The sequence below is a fragment of the Flavitalea flava genome (assembly GCF_054461575.1).
Genome location: NZ_JBTLQH010000004.1, coordinates 189,140 through 206,720, shown reverse-complemented (window position 1 = coordinate 206,720; position 17,581 = coordinate 189,140). Strand labels below are relative to the sequence as shown.

General features: G+C 46.5%; 13 protein-coding genes. 12 read left to right on the top strand and 1 reads right to left on the bottom strand.

All coding sequences use genetic code 11. The annotated features are described in order from the left end of the window. The first annotated feature begins 281 nt into the window (after window positions 1-281). The 9 genes from ACX0G9_RS06660 to ACX0G9_RS06620 all read left to right on the top strand — a co-directional run bounded on the left by ACX0G9_RS06660 (window position 282) and on the right by ACX0G9_RS06620 (window position 13,925). The gene (locus ACX0G9_RS06660; protein ID WP_459064090.1) at window positions 282-1,013 is read left to right on the top strand and encodes a phosphoadenylyl-sulfate reductase; all 732 of its coding nucleotides are present in this window, start codon (window positions 282-284) and stop codon (window positions 1,011-1,013) included. Window positions 1,014-1,086: 73 nt separating this feature from the next. Beyond that, window positions 1,087-2,043, top strand: a complete 957-nt coding sequence (gene cysD, locus ACX0G9_RS06655) for a sulfate adenylyltransferase subunit CysD (RefSeq protein ID WP_459064089.1) — start codon at window positions 1,087-1,089, stop codon at window positions 2,041-2,043. A 47-nt stretch (window positions 2,044-2,090) separates the two neighbouring features. Further along, window positions 2,091-3,410 (top strand): sulfate adenylyltransferase subunit 1, encoded by a 1,320-nt coding sequence (locus ACX0G9_RS06650; RefSeq protein WP_459064088.1) that lies wholly within the window; start codon window positions 2,091-2,093, stop codon window positions 3,408-3,410. A 67-nt stretch (window positions 3,411-3,477) separates the two neighbouring features. Continuing rightward, window positions 3,478-4,392: a uroporphyrinogen-III C-methyltransferase gene (gene cobA, locus ACX0G9_RS06645; protein ID WP_459064087.1), complete on the top strand. Its 915-nt coding sequence runs from the start codon at window positions 3,478-3,480 to the stop codon at window positions 4,390-4,392. A gap of 23 nt (window positions 4,393-4,415) precedes the next feature. Continuing rightward, window positions 4,416-6,194: a diflavin oxidoreductase gene (locus ACX0G9_RS06640; protein ID WP_459064086.1), complete on the top strand. Its 1,779-nt coding sequence runs from the start codon at window positions 4,416-4,418 to the stop codon at window positions 6,192-6,194. Window positions 6,195-6,232: 38 nt separating this feature from the next. Next, entirely contained in the window at window positions 6,233-7,921 is a 1,689-nt protein-coding gene (locus ACX0G9_RS06635; RefSeq protein WP_459064085.1) for an NADPH-dependent assimilatory sulfite reductase hemoprotein subunit, read from the top strand. Between the two features lie 290 nt (window positions 7,922-8,211). Continuing rightward, window positions 8,212-11,160: a TonB-dependent receptor domain-containing protein gene (locus tag ACX0G9_RS06630; RefSeq protein ID WP_459064084.1), complete on the top strand. Its 2,949-nt coding sequence runs from the start codon at window positions 8,212-8,214 to the stop codon at window positions 11,158-11,160. Between the two features lie 88 nt (window positions 11,161-11,248). Next, entirely contained in the window at window positions 11,249-12,805 is a 1,557-nt protein-coding gene (locus ACX0G9_RS06625; protein ID WP_459064083.1) for a TSUP family transporter, read from the top strand. A 58-nt stretch (window positions 12,806-12,863) separates the two neighbouring features. Then, window positions 12,864-13,925: an oxidoreductase gene (locus ACX0G9_RS06620; protein WP_459064082.1), complete on the top strand. Its 1,062-nt coding sequence runs from the start codon at window positions 12,864-12,866 to the stop codon at window positions 13,923-13,925. 52 nt (window positions 13,926-13,977) lie between these two features. Here ACX0G9_RS06620 and ACX0G9_RS06615 read toward each other — a convergent pair whose 3' ends face one another. Then, window positions 13,978-14,955: a long-chain-fatty-acid--protein ligase gene (locus ACX0G9_RS06615; protein WP_459064081.1), complete on the bottom strand. Its 978-nt coding sequence runs from the start codon at window positions 14,953-14,955 to the stop codon at window positions 13,978-13,980. Window positions 14,956-15,093: 138 nt separating this feature from the next. Between ACX0G9_RS06615 and ACX0G9_RS06610 the strand changes: the two genes are divergently transcribed. The 3 genes from ACX0G9_RS06610 (at window position 15,094) to ACX0G9_RS06600 (ending at window position 17,556) form a co-directional block, all read left to right on the top strand. Next, complete coding sequence (locus tag ACX0G9_RS06610) at window positions 15,094-15,531, top strand: hypothetical protein (RefSeq protein WP_459064080.1); 438 nt, start codon at window positions 15,094-15,096, stop codon at window positions 15,529-15,531. A gap of 253 nt (window positions 15,532-15,784) precedes the next feature. Then, window positions 15,785-16,393, top strand: a complete 609-nt coding sequence (locus ACX0G9_RS06605; protein WP_459064079.1) for a UbiA family prenyltransferase — start codon at window positions 15,785-15,787, stop codon at window positions 16,391-16,393. A 44-nt stretch (window positions 16,394-16,437) separates the two neighbouring features. Next, on the top strand, window positions 16,438-17,556 hold the full coding sequence (locus tag ACX0G9_RS06600) for a M42 family metallopeptidase (RefSeq protein WP_459064078.1): 1,119 nt from the start codon (window positions 16,438-16,440) through the stop codon (window positions 17,554-17,556). The last annotated feature ends 25 nt before the right edge of the window (window positions 17,557-17,581 follow it).

The window sequence follows — 17,581 nt, the reverse complement described above, 5'->3', positions numbered from 1 at the left end:
TAAATCTATATTTTTAAAGAAAACATAGATTTAACCCTTTTTAGTTTAATTCTTACTGCGGGAACGCTGCTGTTCTGCTTATTCTTAAAAAATATTTTTTAATTGACATTTCCACTTTATCTTTGTCCATCATAATGGTGGACTGAGATGATTAAAAATTCCTCTTCGATATTGTATATATTCTCCCCTTCCTGCTGCAACAATTGTTGTTGTTGTTGATCCTCCTTTGTCTATTCAGCAAGCCATTTTAGACATCTTCGTTCGAAAACAACCACCGAAACATGGATCATTCAACACAAACACATATAGCACCGTTCCAAATACCCGACAAGATCAGTGGGTTGATAAACGGACTTTCCATTACGGAAGCCCTCAGATTGCTGGCAGAGACCTATCCCGGACAAGTGGTATTCTCAACGAGTTTCAGCGTAGAGGACCAGGTAATTACCCATCAGATTCTGGCAGCGGGTCTTCCCATTTCCATCTTTACCCTGGATACCGGAAGATTATTCGCCGAAACCTATTCTGTATGGAGCGGCACCAACGAAAAGTACAATACAAAAATCAAGGCTTATTATCCCGACCGGGCACTGCTCGAGAACTATCTTAATGAAAGAGGGCCGAATGCATTTTATGAATCTGTTGCAAACAGAAAGGATTGTTGTTTTATCCGCAAGGTAGAACCGCTGAAAAGAGCGTTAAAGGGTCAGCAGGTATGGATTACAGGTCTTCGTGCCGAACATTCGCCTGAAAGAAAAGATCACCGGCTGGTCGAATGGGACGAAGGTAATAAGGTCCTTAAATATAATCCCATTTTACATTGGAGCAGCCAGGACATAAAGAACTATATAAACGAAAACAATGTGCCCTACAATAGCCTGCACGACAAGGGCTTTGTAAGCATCGGCTGCGCGCCCTGCACCCGTGCAATCAGGCCTGGCGAAGATTTCAGGGCGGGAAGATGGTGGTGGGAAGACAGTAGTAAAAAAGAATGCGGACTGCACACCCCCTAACCCCCTGGGGGAACATAAAAATCGGAAGACAATTAACAAACAGAAGACAATTAACAAACAGAAAAGAATTGAAATGAGCGAAAAGAATAACAGAGAGTTGCCAAACTCCCCATTCAGGGGGTCGGGGGGATACCAGTTAGATTATCTGGATCAGTTGGAATCCGAAGCCATTCATATTTTTCGCGAGGTTGCCGGTCAGTTTGAGCGGCCTGCCCTTCTTTTCAGTGGCGGTAAAGACTCGATAACCCTGGTTCATCTGGCCCTTAAAGCCTTTCGTCCGGGTAAATTCCCATTCCCCCTTGTTCATATCGATACCGGGCACAACTTTCCGGAAGCATTGGAATTCCGGGATGAATTAGCCGCTGCAATTGGTGAAAAATTGGTGGTTCGAAAGGTACAGGATACTATCCAATCCAAACAACTGACAGAACCCACCGGAAAATTTGCCAGCCGCAATGCTTTACAAACATTTACCCTGCTGGATACCATTGAAGAGTTCGGCTTCGATGCCCTTATCGGCGGGGCAAGAAGAGATGAAGAAAAAGCAAGGGCCAAAGAAAGAATTTTTTCTGTGCGTGATGAATTTGGCGGATGGGATCCTAAAAGACAGCGACCTGAACTATGGAATATCTATAATGGCAGGATCGGGAAAGGAGAAAATGTGAGGGCATTTCCAATCAGTAACTGGACGGAGCTGGATATATGGAATTATATCCGCAGGGAGAAAATAGCACTCCCTTCCATTTATTTCTCTCACGAACGGGAAGTATTGGATTTTGAAGGCCAATGGGTGGCTGTTTCCCCCTTTATCCGGCTTGATGCATCGGACCTGATCCAGAAAAAGACCGTCCGTTACCGTACCGTAGGTGATATGACCTGTACAGCGGCAGTGGAATCAACCGCTTCGGAAATTGATGACATCATAAAGGAAATTACGGCAACCCGCACCAGCGAACGCGGCGAAACCAGGATCGATGACAAGGTGTCTGAAGCCGCTATGGAAGACAGGAAGAAAAACGGATATTTCTAACTCCCCGGAGAATTAAAAGCCCAGGAACCAGGCTTAAAAAAAATAACATGATGTCTAAAAATACGATACTGGAAAATAATAATGGCTTACATGATACCACTCCCTCTACAGAGAGCCGGGGAGCTATCGATCTACTTCGTTTCATAACGGCAGGAAGCGTGGATGATGGAAAAAGCACCCTGATCGGTCGTTTGTTGTATGACAGTAAGAGTATCCTGACTGATCAACTCGAAGCCCTTGAGAAACAAAGCAGGAATAAAGAGGACGGAGAAATCGACCTGGCTTTGCTGACCGATGGCCTTCGTGCTGAAAGGGAGCAGGGCATTACCATAGATGTAGCTTATAAATATTTTTCTACTCCCCGGCGCAAATTTATCATTGCAGATGCACCGGGCCATATTCAGTATACACGGAACATGGTTACCGGGGCCTCCAATGCCAACCTGATCATCATCCTGATCGATGCCCGCAGCGGTGTTGTTGAACAGACCCGCCGTCATTCGATTATCGCATCACTCCTGAACATCCCGCATGTAGTGGTTGCTATAAACAAAATGGACCTGGTGAATTATTCACAGGATGTCTATAACAATATTGCCATCGATTATGCGGAGATCGCCAGGACCCTTCACCTGAAGGATGTAGTCTACCTGCCGATCAGTGCACTGAAGGGTGATAATATCGTAGACCGGTCTTCCCATCTCCCCTGGTATGAAGGAAATACCCTGTTGGAGATACTGGAAAAAACAGAAGTGGAAAAAGATATCAATCTCAGTCACGCCCGACTTCCGGTCCAATATGTCATTCGCCCGCAGACAGAGGAATTACATGATTACCGCGGATATGCAGGCAAGATCATCAGTGGTATCTATAAAAAGGGGCAGCCTGTTGTTGTATTGCCAGCCGGTCTGACAAGCACGATCAAAAGCATAGAAGTCAACGGAAAGGAAGTAGCTGAAGCCTTCGCTCCTCAAAGTGTGATCCTGCAGCTGGTAGACGATATCGATATCAGCAGGGGTGACCTTATCGTGCAAAAGGATCATCAGCCCCGTATTGAACAGGAGTTCGAGGTCTTGCTCTGCTGGATGGATTCCAAACCGTTGAAGGCAGGCAATAAATATTTATTACAGATGGGGAGCCGCACCGTTAAAAGTGTGGTAAAGAAAATTGAATACAGGCTTGATGTGAATACCCTGGAGAAAAATTATTCGTTGGAACAGGCAGGTCTGAATGACATCGTTAAAGCGACCATCCGGACAGCCTCTCCCCTGCCTTTCGATTCTTATGCTGATTTGCAGGTGAACGGAGGTGTGATCCTTATCGACGAAACTAGTAATGTAACTGTCGGGGCTTGTATGATCCAGTAACCCCCAACCCCCTGAAGGGGGAGTAAGTTCCTGGAAGATTTTGAATGCATAAAAAGAAGAAATTGACATGAGCGAACCCAACCAAAATAGTAATGAATCACCCAAACCCTCTTCCTACGGAGCGCGGGGTTTACCTAACTCCCCCTTCAGGGGGTTGGGGGGAGGATTGGGCCGGGGCAAAGTTATCCTGGCCGGAGCCGGTCCCGGGGATCCTGAGCTGTTGACTATTAAAGCCCTTCGTTATCTGCAACAGGCCGATGTGGTAATTGCCGACCGCCTGGTAAGTGAGGTAATTCTTGATGAATATACCCGTAAGGATGCGCTGATTCTGCCTGTAGGAAAAGAATGCCGGAAAGGTGCCTCCACCCCTCAGGCTGTCATTAATGAATTGTTGGTGGAATACGCAATCCAGGGAAAATTGGTAGTTCGCCTGAAAGGCGGTGATACATCCGTTTTCTCCAATATATTGGATGAATTGCAGGTATTGACGGAAAACCGTATAAATTATGAGATCATTCCGGGAGTGACTGCAGCATTGGGTGCGGCCGCCTGTGCAGGTATTCCTTTAACAGCCAGGAACTATTCGACAGCGGTCCGTTTTCTAACCTATTACAAACAGGATGTACTGGATGAGGCCTATTGGATGGAGCTTGCCCGGAGCAGCGATACGCTGGTATTTTATATGTCCTCGGAACCGGTTGATCAATTGGTGGAGAAACTGCTGGGATATGGAATATCAGCCGATAAATGGATTGCTGTCATCGAACAAGCCACCACGCCCTTGCAAAATGTATATAACTGTCCCATACATAAATACCTGGAAGCCAACAGGGGAAATTCCTATGTGTCGCCAACGCTGATCATCATCGGGAAAGTAGCTGCTTTGCATCAGCAGTTCCAATGGCTACCGGACAGTTTATCCAGGGAATCCTATTTTAAACCGGTAGAGAAAAATAATATTAAGGCCGTTGCCAGGGCCTAACCCTTTTTTAAAAGCAGCCAACTATGCTAACTACGCCCAAACTAAAAATTATACAGGAACTGATCGCCAGCTCGACAAAAGAAGAGTTGATCTGGATGAACGGCTATTTAGCCGGCGTTGTTGCACAGGGAGCCGGACAAAATATTTCCTCCGGTCAAAACTCCGGGCAAAATAATTTCCTGGGCATATTGGAACAAACGTCTGATGCACCGGTCAAACCAACCAAACTTACCATTGCCTATGGCACTGAGACCGGCAATTCAAAAAAGCTGGCTTCCGATTTCGCGGCCAAGGCCAAAAAGAAAGGGATCAATGCCAAACTGGTAGGCCTTGAACAATACAGGCTGACCGATCTGCCGAAAGAAGAGTATTTTCTTACGGTGATAAGTACCCAGGGTGACGGAGAGCCCCCCGCTGCCGCTAAAAAGTTCTACGACCACATACATGGAGACGGGCTCAAACTCGGCCAGCTAAAATTTAGTGTCCTGGCCCTGGGTGATACCGCTTATCCTCTGTTCTGCAAGGCGGGTGAAGATGTGGATCAGCAATTACAGAAAATGGGTGGCGAGCGGATCACCAATTTATTAAAATGTGATATTGATTATGAAACACAGGCCAATGAGTGGTTCGATGAAGTATTGCAAAAACTGAACAACAGTCAGGCCGCTGGCAATAACCTGGTGGGTACCGGAAGTACCGGGGGGGCCGTCAATACTACGCAGTCCGTCAACAAAAAACCTTCCGGAAAAAAGATTTTTGCCGGAACCGTGCTTACCAATACCAACCTGAATGACCGGGGATCCGGCAAGCAGACCCATCATATCGAGATTTCCGTTGAAGAAGCGGAATACCAGCCGGGTGATTCTTTGGGTGTCACCCCGGAAAATCCCCTGGCCACTGTTGAGGCCATCATATCCCTTACGGGTATTGATCCTGTAAAATCACTCCCTCACCGCAATGAGCAGCTGACCGTTTTCGAGCTGTTAAAGAAAAAATTAAATATCATATACCTTCATGAGCGGGTGGTTAAAAAATATGCCGCGGTTGTAAAACAGGAAATCCCTGAAACAAAGATCGGCCTCCTGGACCTGCTGAAAATATACCCGGTCAGGGACACCGCACAATTCCTGGAAGTAATAGCTATCCTGGAACCGATTGCTCCAAGGCTGTATTCCATTTCTTCCTCTCCCGATGCGCATGCCGGGGAAATACATGTAACGGTAGCCAAAGATGTGTTTTGCGTGAATGGGGAAACCAAATGGGGTTTGTGTTCGGATGTTTTGTCCCAATTGGCTCCTGATCAAAGCCTGGAATTCTATATTCACCGGAATTCTCAATTCAAATTACCCGCTTCTGATAAAGATATCATTATGATCGGTCCGGGTACAGGCATCGCTCCTTTCCGTTCCTTCCTGGCAGAAAGGGACGCAACGGGAGCCAGCGGAAGGAATTGGCTGTTTTTTGGCGACCAGCATTTCACCACCGATTTCCTTTACCAGACCGAAATCCAGAACTGGATACAGACAGGTGTGCTGACCCATGTAAATACTGCCTTTTCCAGAGATCAGCAAGAAAAAGTCTATGTTCAGCATAAAATGCTCAAACGCTCAGCTGAGTTTTTTGAATGGCTGGAATCAGGCGCCTGCCTGTATCTCTGCGGTGCCAAAGAGCCAATGAGCGTGGACGTAGAAAATACCTTGCTTCAGATCATCAAAAAGGAAGGAAAAAGGAATGATGCGCAAGCTGCCGGATATCTCGATGAATTACGGGAAGCCGGTCGTTACTTTAAAGATGTTTATTAATTGAAAAAGATCACCAAGCCATACAACCACCAACCAAAATGAGTGACAATAAGAATTTGACTGCCGTCGAAAGAATCAAACAAAAAAGCGACGGGCTTAGAGGGACGCTTGTAGAAAGCCTGCAGAACGAGATCACCGGCTCTCTGAGCGAAGATGATCAATCCCTGCTGAAATTCCATGGCATGTACCAGCAGGATGACCGTGACCGGCGTGAAGAGCGTGCAGAAAAAAAACTGGAACGCCTGTATTCTTTTATGATCCGTCTGCGTTTGCCCGGTGGTTTCCTTACTCCCGAACAATGGATAGCCACTCATCATATTGCCGGAGAAAATTCAACGGGAACCATTAAGATCACCACCCGCCAGACGATTCAGTTGCATGGACTGCTCAAATCCGGGATCAAGCCAACCATAAAAGCCTTCGATAAAATAAAGCTGGATTCTATTGCCGCCTGCGGGGATGTCAACCGAAACGTCATCTGCGCCGCCCATCCCCTGCAATCAAAGATACATGCCCGGGTGCATGCCTATGCAGCCAGGTTAAGCGAATTATTGCTTCCGAAAACGAGGGCTTATTATGAAGTTTGGCTGGATGAGGAAAAGATAACCGATAAGAAACAGGAGGAGGATCCGCTCTACCAGGATCGTTATCTTCCCAGGAAATTTAAGATAGCCATTGCTATTCCGCCAAACAATGATATAGACGTTTTTGCCAATGATCTGGGTTTGATCGCAATCATCGATGAAACCAGCAATGAACTGAAAGGCTTTAATATCGCCATCGGCGGCGGGTTGGGCACGACACATGGCAACCCGGAGACCTATCCGCGTTTAGCAACCGTGCTTGGTTTTGTTTCCACAGGAGACGGGGATGAAAAACTGTTAAAAGCCGTCTACGAGATCGCAACCATTCAACGCGATTATGGCAACCGGACCGACCGCAAACTGGCCCGCCTGAAATATACGGTTGATAAATATGGGGTGGCCTGGTATAAGGAAGAACTGGAAAAAAGGACCGGTTTCGCCCTGGAAGAAACCCGCCCCTATTCCTTCACTGACCGGAAAGACTATTATGGCTGGCAACAGAATCACCAGAAGCTCTGGTACTATACTCCCTTCGTAGAAAACGGAAGGGTCCTGGATGACGACAAACTCGCATTGAAGACCGCCCTGATGGAAGTTGCCCAAACGGGAAAAGCAAACTTTCGTTTTACCGGCAACCAGAATCTCATTCTGGCCGATATTACCGAAAAGGACAAAAAAACCATCGATAAGATCCTGCGAAAATACAGAATCATCGAACATACGGAAGAGGCCTCGGCCATCCGTAAAAACGCCATAGCCTGCGTTGCCTTACCCACCTGCCCGCTCGCCTTGGCCGAAGCCCAGCGTTATCTGCCTGACCTTTTGGAAAGGATAGATCTGATCCTGGCCAAACACCAGCTGCAGGAAGAAGAGATAATTATCCGGATGACCGGCTGTCCCAACGGTTGCGGAAGGCCGTTTATTGCAGAGATCGGTTTTGTCGGGACGGGGGTTGGTCATTATAACCTGTATTTGTGCGGCGATCACGAAGGATTGCGGCTCAACAGACTTTATAAGGAGAACCTTGATGAAGCTGCCATTCTGAAAGAACTGGACCTCCTTTTCTGGCTTTTTAAAAAAGAAAGGGCGAAGGGAGAGAAATTCGGGGATTTCGCTTTGCGGCAAAAATGGTACAAAGCCTAAGCGATTACCCCTAATTATCTTGTATCTGTTCAGGACACTCTCCGGGCCCGGATAAAAAAAAATAAAAAAATAGCACAAAAGTCTACTTATTTAGTAGGAAATATTTATTTTTACCGAATGGATCAAATGAACCAGTCTTTTCCTTTAATTAAACACAGCCGGTTGCTTTTCCAGCTTCAGGCTGCGGGATCATGCAGTTCCCCCTTCTGTTGTTGTCCCAACAGGGACATAGCTTAAATCACCCGCCAATTTTTTTTACGCATTTACCCCACCAAATTAATAGACTAACCATGCTTTCAAGAATTGCCTTATTTTATTTTTCCTTGTTTTTAATCACCTTGCAGGTTTCCGCGCAGGAACCCAGCGTTATTGAAATCTCCGGAAAAGTGACTGACCATGACAAAAAAGAGCCACTTTCCGATGTAAGTGTACAGGTAAAAGGAACGGTATCTGGCACCATTACGAATAAGACCGGTGATTTCAAACTTCGCACAAGGACAAAAATCCCCTTTGTCCTCATTTTTTCTTCCATAGGCTTCAAACAACAGGAATTCGAGGTGACCAGCCTTGGATCCAACCTGCAGATAGCCCTGACCACCGAAACCATTCTGGGCAATGAATTGGTGGTTACCGCGTCCCGCGTCCCGGAAAGTATACTCCGGTCACCCGTGGCCATTGACAAACTGGATATCCGGACCATCCGGGAGACGCCTGCACCAAGTTTTTACGATGCCCTCGAAAATGTAAAAGGCGTCCAGATGACCACATCCAGCCTCACGTTTAAAGTACCGAATACCCGGGGGTTTAACATACCGAATAATTTCCGTTTTATGCAATTGGTGGACGGAGTGGATATGCAGGCGGCTACCCTGGGGGTCCCTCTTGGCAATGCCATCGGTCCGACCGAACTGGATATTGCCAGCGTAGAGATCACGCCCGGAGCCGCCTCAGCCCTTTACGGCATGAACGCCGTTAATGGGATGGCCAATCTCCTCACCAAAAGCCCCTTTACCAGTCAGGGCCTCAGTATTTATCATAAGACCGGGATAAATCATGTGGATGGAAAAGATCATGACCCGGCGATCTTAACGGAATCGGCTATCCGCTATGCAAAAGCCTTCAATAATAAACTGGCCTTTAAATTTAACTTCAGTTATATGCAGGGTACGGACTGGCGGTCAAACACCCGTCTGGATCAGAATACCAATAATCTGAAAAGCGCCAATCCCGGTTTTCCCGAATTGAACGGGGCGAACAACGTAGCCTTTGACGGATGGAATAAATATGGCGACGATGCCCTGGCCGGAAGCAATATTGTTTCCCTCAGTGGTCTTACTATCGATGGAAAGGCTAATCAGACCTTACGTGTTGCCCGTACCGGTTATTGGGAAACCGACCTGGTAAAACCCCAGGTCCGTAATATAAAATTCGATGCCGCCCTTCATTACCGGTTGTCCGAGAAAGCGGAAATATCCTACTCCTACCGGGTGGGTACCATGGATGGTGTATTCCAGCGGGGAAATAAGGTCCGGCTTCAAAATGTAGTTGTCCAGAACCACGCTGTCGAAGTGAAAGGAAGTAATTTCCTGATCAGGGGTTATGTTTCCCTTGAAAATACAGGGGACTCTTACAACGTAAAACCGCTTGCAGATAATCTCGATCTTTATACAGGCGGCGCTACAGATACCAAAACAGCTACCAGCTGGGGTACCAAATATAAAAATGCCCTTAACGCTTATGGCACCAATAATGGTGGATTAAATGCCTCGAACCTGGCAGCAGCCGCACAATTCGCCCGTCAGCAGGCCGATGCAGGACGGGCTGAGCCGGGAACAGAAAGATTCAACCGTCTGGTCGATACGATCATCAAGATCAATAACTGGGACATTAAATCCGGCTCTATCCCCAATGCACCCGTTACCGGCGGAGCTGCCCTGGTACAGAAAAGCCGTTTGTATCATACAGAAGCCCAGTGGGACCTTTCCAAACAAGTGAAGATCTTCGACCTGTTGCTTGGAGGCGATGCCCGCGTCTATCAGGTCATCCCGGACGGGAATAATTTCGTTGACTTCTCCCGGCCCATCGATCAGCGGAATGTGCCGCTAAAGGACGGAAGTTTTGGTAAAAATGTGGAGTATGAAAAATTCGGTGCATTCACCCAGGTCACCAAAACCTTTCTGGATGAGAAATTGAAGATATTCGCTTCCCTGCGTTATGACTATAATCCTGAATTCGATCCGAAATTCACACCCCGTCTTGCGGCTGTCTATACATTGGGAGGAAAACATAATTTCCGGTTCACCTACCAGCAGGGATATCGTTTCCCAGCTCTTTTCGAAGCCTTGTCCTATGTAAACAACGGCCGCGTAAAACGCGTCGGCAGTCTGGCTTATATCGATCAGGGGCTGGGTTACCTGGAGAACAGTTATACACAGGCTTCAGTAGTTAACTTTAACGCAGCTGTCAGCGCGCAGGGAAATACGGATCAGGCTGCCCTGGCCAACAAAAACCTCCTGGTCTGGGCCAACCTGCCCAAAGCAGGTCCTGAACAGATAACCTCCTTCGAAGTAGGTTATAAAAGTGTTTTACTGGATAACAAACTGATCATTGACATAGACGCCTACAGTAATCAGTATTCCGGATTCCTGGGGCAGGTCCAGGTATTTGTTCCCAAGGGTACGACAATTGGAACGGATGCCGCCGTGCTGGCCATGCTGGACAGGAACCGTGACGCCACTACGGCCACCGGATCCACCGCTGCCAGTCAGGGACAGGACCGCTACCGGGTTTATACCAATGCCAAGAATACCTATCATAATTTCGGATCGGCTCTCGCGGTAACCTATAATTATTATAAAAAATATACGGTCGGAGGTACCTTAAGTTTTAATCAAATGAAATCCAACAATTCCAATGATATATTTGTGACCGGGTTCAATACGCCCAAATGGTCCAGCAATATTTCCTTCGGAAACCGGGAAATCGTGAAGAATATCGGTTTTAACATCGTGTGGAGATGGCAGGATAGTTTCCTATGGGAAAGCCCGCTGGTTACCGGAAATGTAGCGGCCTTCAGTACGGTTGATGCGCAGGTCAGCTTCCACCTTCCCCGGGAAAAAACGACCATCAAGGTCGGAGGTGCAAATATCTTTAACCACCGGTATATTCAATATGCCGGCGGTCCTACCCTCGGCGGATTATATTATGCCGCGATCACCATCGACGGGCTGTTGAAATAAACAGACTGTTGAAATAAAATGAAGGACGAAAGCCTTTATTCTATATATTCGGGGGACTGTTTGAACTGGCTTTTTAAAAACTATTTATTTGGAATTTACCTCACATACAAGGCCAAAGGGGAATGAAACAAACGATAACAAAGAAGGGAACAATCTGTTCCCTGTCTTTGTTAAACTGGAGACCTTGCGCCTGCTGATCATCGGCGGAGGAAATGTCGGCCTGGAAAAACTCAATGCCGTACTTCAGAATTCGCCGGCGACCCGGATAAAAATAGTGGGCACGCTCATTAGCGATAAAATAAAGGACCTGACAGCAGGCTATCCCAAAATAGAACTCCTCGAACGCCCTTACCTGCAGGAGGATCTTGATGATACGGATATCGTTATCGTGGCTGTCAACGACAGATCGATCAGCGCCAGGGTAGCTGCGGATGCCAAAGAAAGGTCCATATTGATCAACGTAGCGGATACACCCGATCTTTGTGATTTTTATCTGGGGTCCATCGTAAAAAAAGGAAACTTAAAAATCGCAATTTCAACTAACGGTAAGTCCCCAACGATAGCAAAAAGATTAAAGGAAGAGATCAATGACATGATCCCCAATGAAATGGATAGCGTATTGGAAAATATGCAGACCATCCGAAAGGAAATCAACGGCGATTTTTCGGAAAAGGTCCGGCAGTTGAATGACCTGACCAAGGTGCTGGTGGCCAAACAGACAACGTTAGAGGATTTTATCAAGCCTTCACAGAACAGGTGGCAGCAAATCGTAAAATGGTGCCTCTTCGCCTTTTTCTTCATGATCCTGGGTCATGCCATTTTATATTTTGTACCGCTGGGGCAGCTTCTGGGATTTATAAAAACTATTCCGCAGCATATCGATCAGAAGAGTTTTCTGATCATGCTGCTCACCGGTTTTATAGCTCAAATGGTGGATGGTTCAATGGGTCTTGGATATGGCACGATCTCCACCACTTTTTTGCTGGCCAACGGGGTTCCCCCTGCCATTGTCAGCAGCAGGGTTCATGCTGCAAGGGTTTTTTCGAGCGGCGTTTCCGGGTTCAGCCACCACCGTTTCGGCAATATCAATAAAAAATTATTCAGAGCCCTTGTAATACCAGGCATGACTGGTGCCGTTATCGGCGCCGCCCTGGCCTATTTTTTTCAGGCCTATTCTGATTATGTCCGGATCCCATTATCTGTTTATACCGTATACCTGGGATATTACATTATACGAAAAGCATTTGCCAGAAAAAATCTGAAGAACAAGGTAAAAGGGGCCGGCTGGCTGGCCTCTGCGGGCGGTTTTATGGATGCCTTTGCGGGTGGAGGCTGGGGTACGCTGGTTACCAGTACCCTTATTTCCAAACGCAGGAACCCCCGTTATGTAGTGGGCTCGGTTTGCCTGGCCGAATTTTTCGTTGTTCTTGCCAGCTCCATCACTTTTTTTATCCTGCTAAAGAGCCTTCCGCTGACCGATGTGGCCGGGATGATCCTGGGAGGAGTGGTTGCCGCCCCGATTGCCGCAAGGCTGGTGGGTAAACTCCCTATCAAGGCTATGTTCGTCGCCGTGGGTTCCCTGGTCATTTTGGCTAGTTCCAATACGCTCTGGAAAGCAATCGCACATGTGCTGCGGAACATGTAGTAATAAGTAGGAAACCTGCTGCTTGTAGCTAAAAGCTAAAAGCCATATTTTTGCCCCAATGCAAAAAATCATTAAAGTAGGGTTAGCCGGTTACGGAATGGCAGCGAAAGTCATGCATCTCCCATTTTTGACCACATCCCCGGACTACGAAGTAGTGAGTGTATTGGAACGTCACCAGGAAAGTTCGAAGGAAAAAATCCCATCGGCCCGCATCGTACGAACGATCGAAGCGTTGGTCGAAGACCCTGAGCTTGATCTGATCGTTATCACCACCCCCAATGAGACTCATTTTCCCTACGCACAAAAGGCCCTGAAGGCCGGCAAACACGTCGTAGTGGAAAAGCCCTTTACCATTACTACCGGGGAAGCTATGGAGCTGATCGAACTTTCCCGCAGCACCGGCAAAATCCTCAGCGTATACCAAAACCGGCGGTTTGTAAACCATTTCCTTACTATACAAAAGATCCTTGCTGAGGGATTATTGGGAAATGTAGTGGATTTTGAGGCCCATTATGACCGTTATCGCCCTGGCCCCAAGCCCAATGCCTGGCGGGAAGAAGACAGACCGGGAAGCGGGATCTTTTATGACCTTGGTGCACACCTTCTGGATCAGGTAGTATGCCTGTTCGGCTTTCCGAAGACCATCACCGCCGATCTGCGCCGGCAACGCAGTCATGCAAAAGCAACTGATTATTTTGATCTTTGGCTGGATTTCGGTTTGCTGAAAGTAACCTTAAAAGGAGGTATGCTGGTCCGTGAGCCTGGTCCAAGGTATATTATTCACGGTACACAAGGCTCTTACATTAAATATGACGACGATCCCCAGGAAGCTTTATTGAAAGAGGGTATTTTACCGACATCCCCGGGTTGGGGGGAGGAACAACCGGAAAGATGGGGGCTTTTACATGCAGAGATCAATGGACAGGAAATCCGCGAGCCCTACCCTTCCCTGCCTGGAAATTACGGTATTTATTACCGGCAGCTGGGCGAGACGCTTTTACAGGGAGCACCCCTCAAGGTCAGACCGGAACAGAGTTATAATGTTATCCGTCTGATAGAACTGGCTATTGAAAGTAATATTCAAAAAAGGACGTTCGAATGTACAGGCCTTTTGCCCTGAAGCTATGTCCTTGTACCAGAAGCCAATACAAAAAAATTATTGCACCGGATAGTTATAGTACCAGTAAACTGCAACCTCGTAAATCGCTGTTGTCAACCCTTCCGGAAACTTCAAAACTTCCGTCGGCATATACTGTTCCCATGTCCTCGGTAGCGAGAAATGAACAGGAATAGAGATTGGCCAGATCGATAATATTCAGGATCCCGTTTCCCTCATTAGCCACATCGATCGGATCATCCTCTTTCCTGACCAATATTTTTAGGGTAGATGCCGGCCTGAAAAGCCCTTTTCCTGCAGAATAGGCCTGGGATAATAATTCCGTCATCCCATATTCGGCGTGTATGACAGCCAGGCCGAAGCTGTCGGTTAAAACGGAATGTAATTCCATCCGGGTCATTTCCCTTCGCCGCCCTTTCATGCCTCCCGTTTCCATAACCACCGTATGGGAAAGTTTCGGAGAATATTTTTCTGCAAAATCCAATAAAGCAAAGGTGACCCCGATCAACAGGGTCTTCTGCCCTTTTTCTTCCAGCTTTATCAGCAGATCGTTCAGGATATCATGTTCGTACAGATAAAAACCGCTGTCCGGATGACCACTGTTCCCTATCAATTCATTGACCATTACCACCAGGGAGGAATGAGATCTTTCAAGATAGGCAGGTAAAAGCCCTATGATGCACCAATCTTTGACTGGTCCGTAGAATTGCTCAAACCCATCGGTAAAGGTATTTTTATATAAAGCGAGGCTTTTCACCTCGTGACGACTACCCACTGTGCCGGTGGTCCCGCTGCTTTCGAAAACCGTTTCCGGGGTAAATTCAGTAGTTTTTACCCGATGGGTCTTAAAAAAGCTCACCGGTAAAAAGGGAATCTCTGTTATCCCCTGTATGGAGGAAGGAATTATCCCTAAGGTATCGGTAAATAAGCGATATAGCGGATTATTTTGATATTGAAAATGAAACACAGCCAATGCAAGCTCCTCAAAATCCTGTTTTCCTGCTTCGGCTATCCTTTTTTGCAATCCTATCATAATAACTGCAAATTTATCGGGTCTTGCCGACTTTTGGCATTCCGTCCACCGGGAATAGTCAACGAAATGCAAAAAATCAGTCCAGAGGCAACCCTTTTGAATAAATTTAGGTAGGTTTGTATATATCAACTCAGCATCATGAAGTCTTTGATTATCCTGATACCTGCATTTTTGTTAATTGTTGTTTCCTGCAGCAAGAGCAATTCCTCCTCCAAACCTCAGATCACTATAAAATCTATCAATACGCTCATTCCTGTAGGGGGTTCGCTTGATGTCAAGCTTGATTTTAACACGAAAGCAGGAAATATGTCCGGTGGACAATTTATTGCTATCCGCAACCGCTTAAACCAGAATCCTCTGCCGCCCGGCACAGGTCAGGCAGATACTATTACCAATCCGATTCCGTCCTTCCCGGATCAAAATAAAGGAGAATTCGAATTTCACCTCGATTATAGCGCTTTGCACCAAAGTGATGTTGAAAACGATACTATCGTCTTGAAATTTGCCGCAATAAGCCGGGATAAAGTTTCCAGTGATACCATCGTTTCTCCCAAAATTGTCATTTTGTTCCAATAATTTCTTATTCACCGGACCGACCGTGTTTAGAAAAATAGCCGACCTTTTTATTTTCAGCAGTCTCTATATAGGACTTTGTGCCGTATTGATGATCTGGCAGACCAGTCAATTCCTTTTTAATTCCCCTCCCTCGGGAAGGTTGATAGGATTCATTTTTTTCTCTACAATCTGCAGCTATAATTTTCACTGGTATCTAACGCCTAAATCTGTTCATTCCTCCAGGCGTATCCGTTGGACGCAAGCCCATAAAATCATGCATTTCGTCCTCTATCTGGCCGGAGGGGTTGGTTCGGCCATTTATTTTTTCTCCTTGTCCGCGCATTGGCCGGCCTTATGTTTTGGGGCCTTTGTCACTTTTTTATATTCTGCTCCTAAATTGCCGTACCCGGTTTTCAAAAATCTTAAAAAAATTGCCGTCGGCAAAACCCTTTTCCTTGCCTTTGTCTGGATGTATGTAACCACGATCCTGCCGGTTTTGGTGGCGGATGCACCCTGGAACGCCGGAGCTATGCTGTTTGCATCCAGCCGGTTCTTCCTTATTTACGCGATATGTATCCTGTTCGATTACCGGGACCGGGATGATGATAAAACCGAAGGTATCCGGTCTCTCATTACTTATTTAGATGAAAAAGGGGTCGACCGCCTTTTCGTTCTTTGTCTGACGCTTTTTTTCCTTAGTACTGCCGGCCTGATTATCTGGAATTATCCTCTTTTTACAATTATCCTTCTGCTTGTTCCCGGAATCATCCTGGCTATTTTATACCCAAAGGCCAAACATAATTTTTCGGATTATCTCTATTATGTTATTCTCGATGGCCTGATGATGTTTTCAGGCCTCCTGATGCTTATTTTCCGGATTTAATTTACTTTTACGCATTAATTTACACGAACTAATCGAAAAATAAAATGGCAAAAAGCGCGAAAAAAGCAACAAAAACACCTTCGATCCTTACTCCCCGATCTCTGGAATTTCTGAAAAATTATATCAATAACCCTTCTCCTGTTGGATTTGAGAGCAGCGGCCAGCAATTATGGCTGGAGTACCTGAAGCCCTATATCGACAGTTCCTATACCGATTCTTATGGAACGGCTGTTGGTGTCATCAATCCCCAGGCTCCTTTTAAAGTGGTGATCGAAGCACATGCCGATGAGATTAGCTGGTTTGTCAATTATATTACCCCGGAAGGTCTTATATACCTGAAACGTAATGGAGGTGTCGATCACCAGATCGCTCCGGGACAACGGGTTTTTGTCCATGGTAAAAAAGGACAGGTGCCATGCGTATTCGGCTGGCCTGCCATACATACCCGTCTTGGCAATACCGATACCAAAGAGCCTCAGCCAAAAGTGGATAATCTTTTCCTGGATTCCGGGGCAAGGAACAAAAAGGAAGTGGAAGAACTGGGTATCCATATTGGTGCGGTCGTTACTTACCAGGACGGCTTTGCTGAGCTGGCTTACGATTATTTTATCGGACGGGCTTTTGATAACCGTGTTGGAGGTTTTATGATTGCAGAAACGGCACGTTTGCTTAAAGAGAACAAAAAGAAACTCCCCTTTGGTCTGTACATTGTGAATGCCGTACAGGAAGAGGTAGGCCTGAGAGGAGCTGAAATGATCGCCAGACGGATCAAACCCAATATAGCGATCATTACCGATGTTACCCATGACACCGCTACCCCGATGATCAACAAGATCATTGAAGGCGACATTACCTGCGGTAAGGGACCTTCTCTTTGTTACGGACCGGCAGTCCATAATAAATTGCTTGCTCTTGTGATGGACACGGCGGAGAAAAAGGAGATCCCTGTACAAGTGCGGGCTGTTTCCCGTAGTACGGGTACCGATACGGAGTCATTCGCCTACGCGAACGAAGGATGTCCTTCGGTTCTTATTTCCATTCCTCTCCGGTATATGCATACAACCGTGGAGATGCTTCATAAAAGGGATATCGAACAAACAATCCAGTTAATGTATGAAACTTTACTTACCTTAACTCCGCAAACAAATCTCAGTTATCTTTAATGAGGATTTTATTCCTTTATATCGA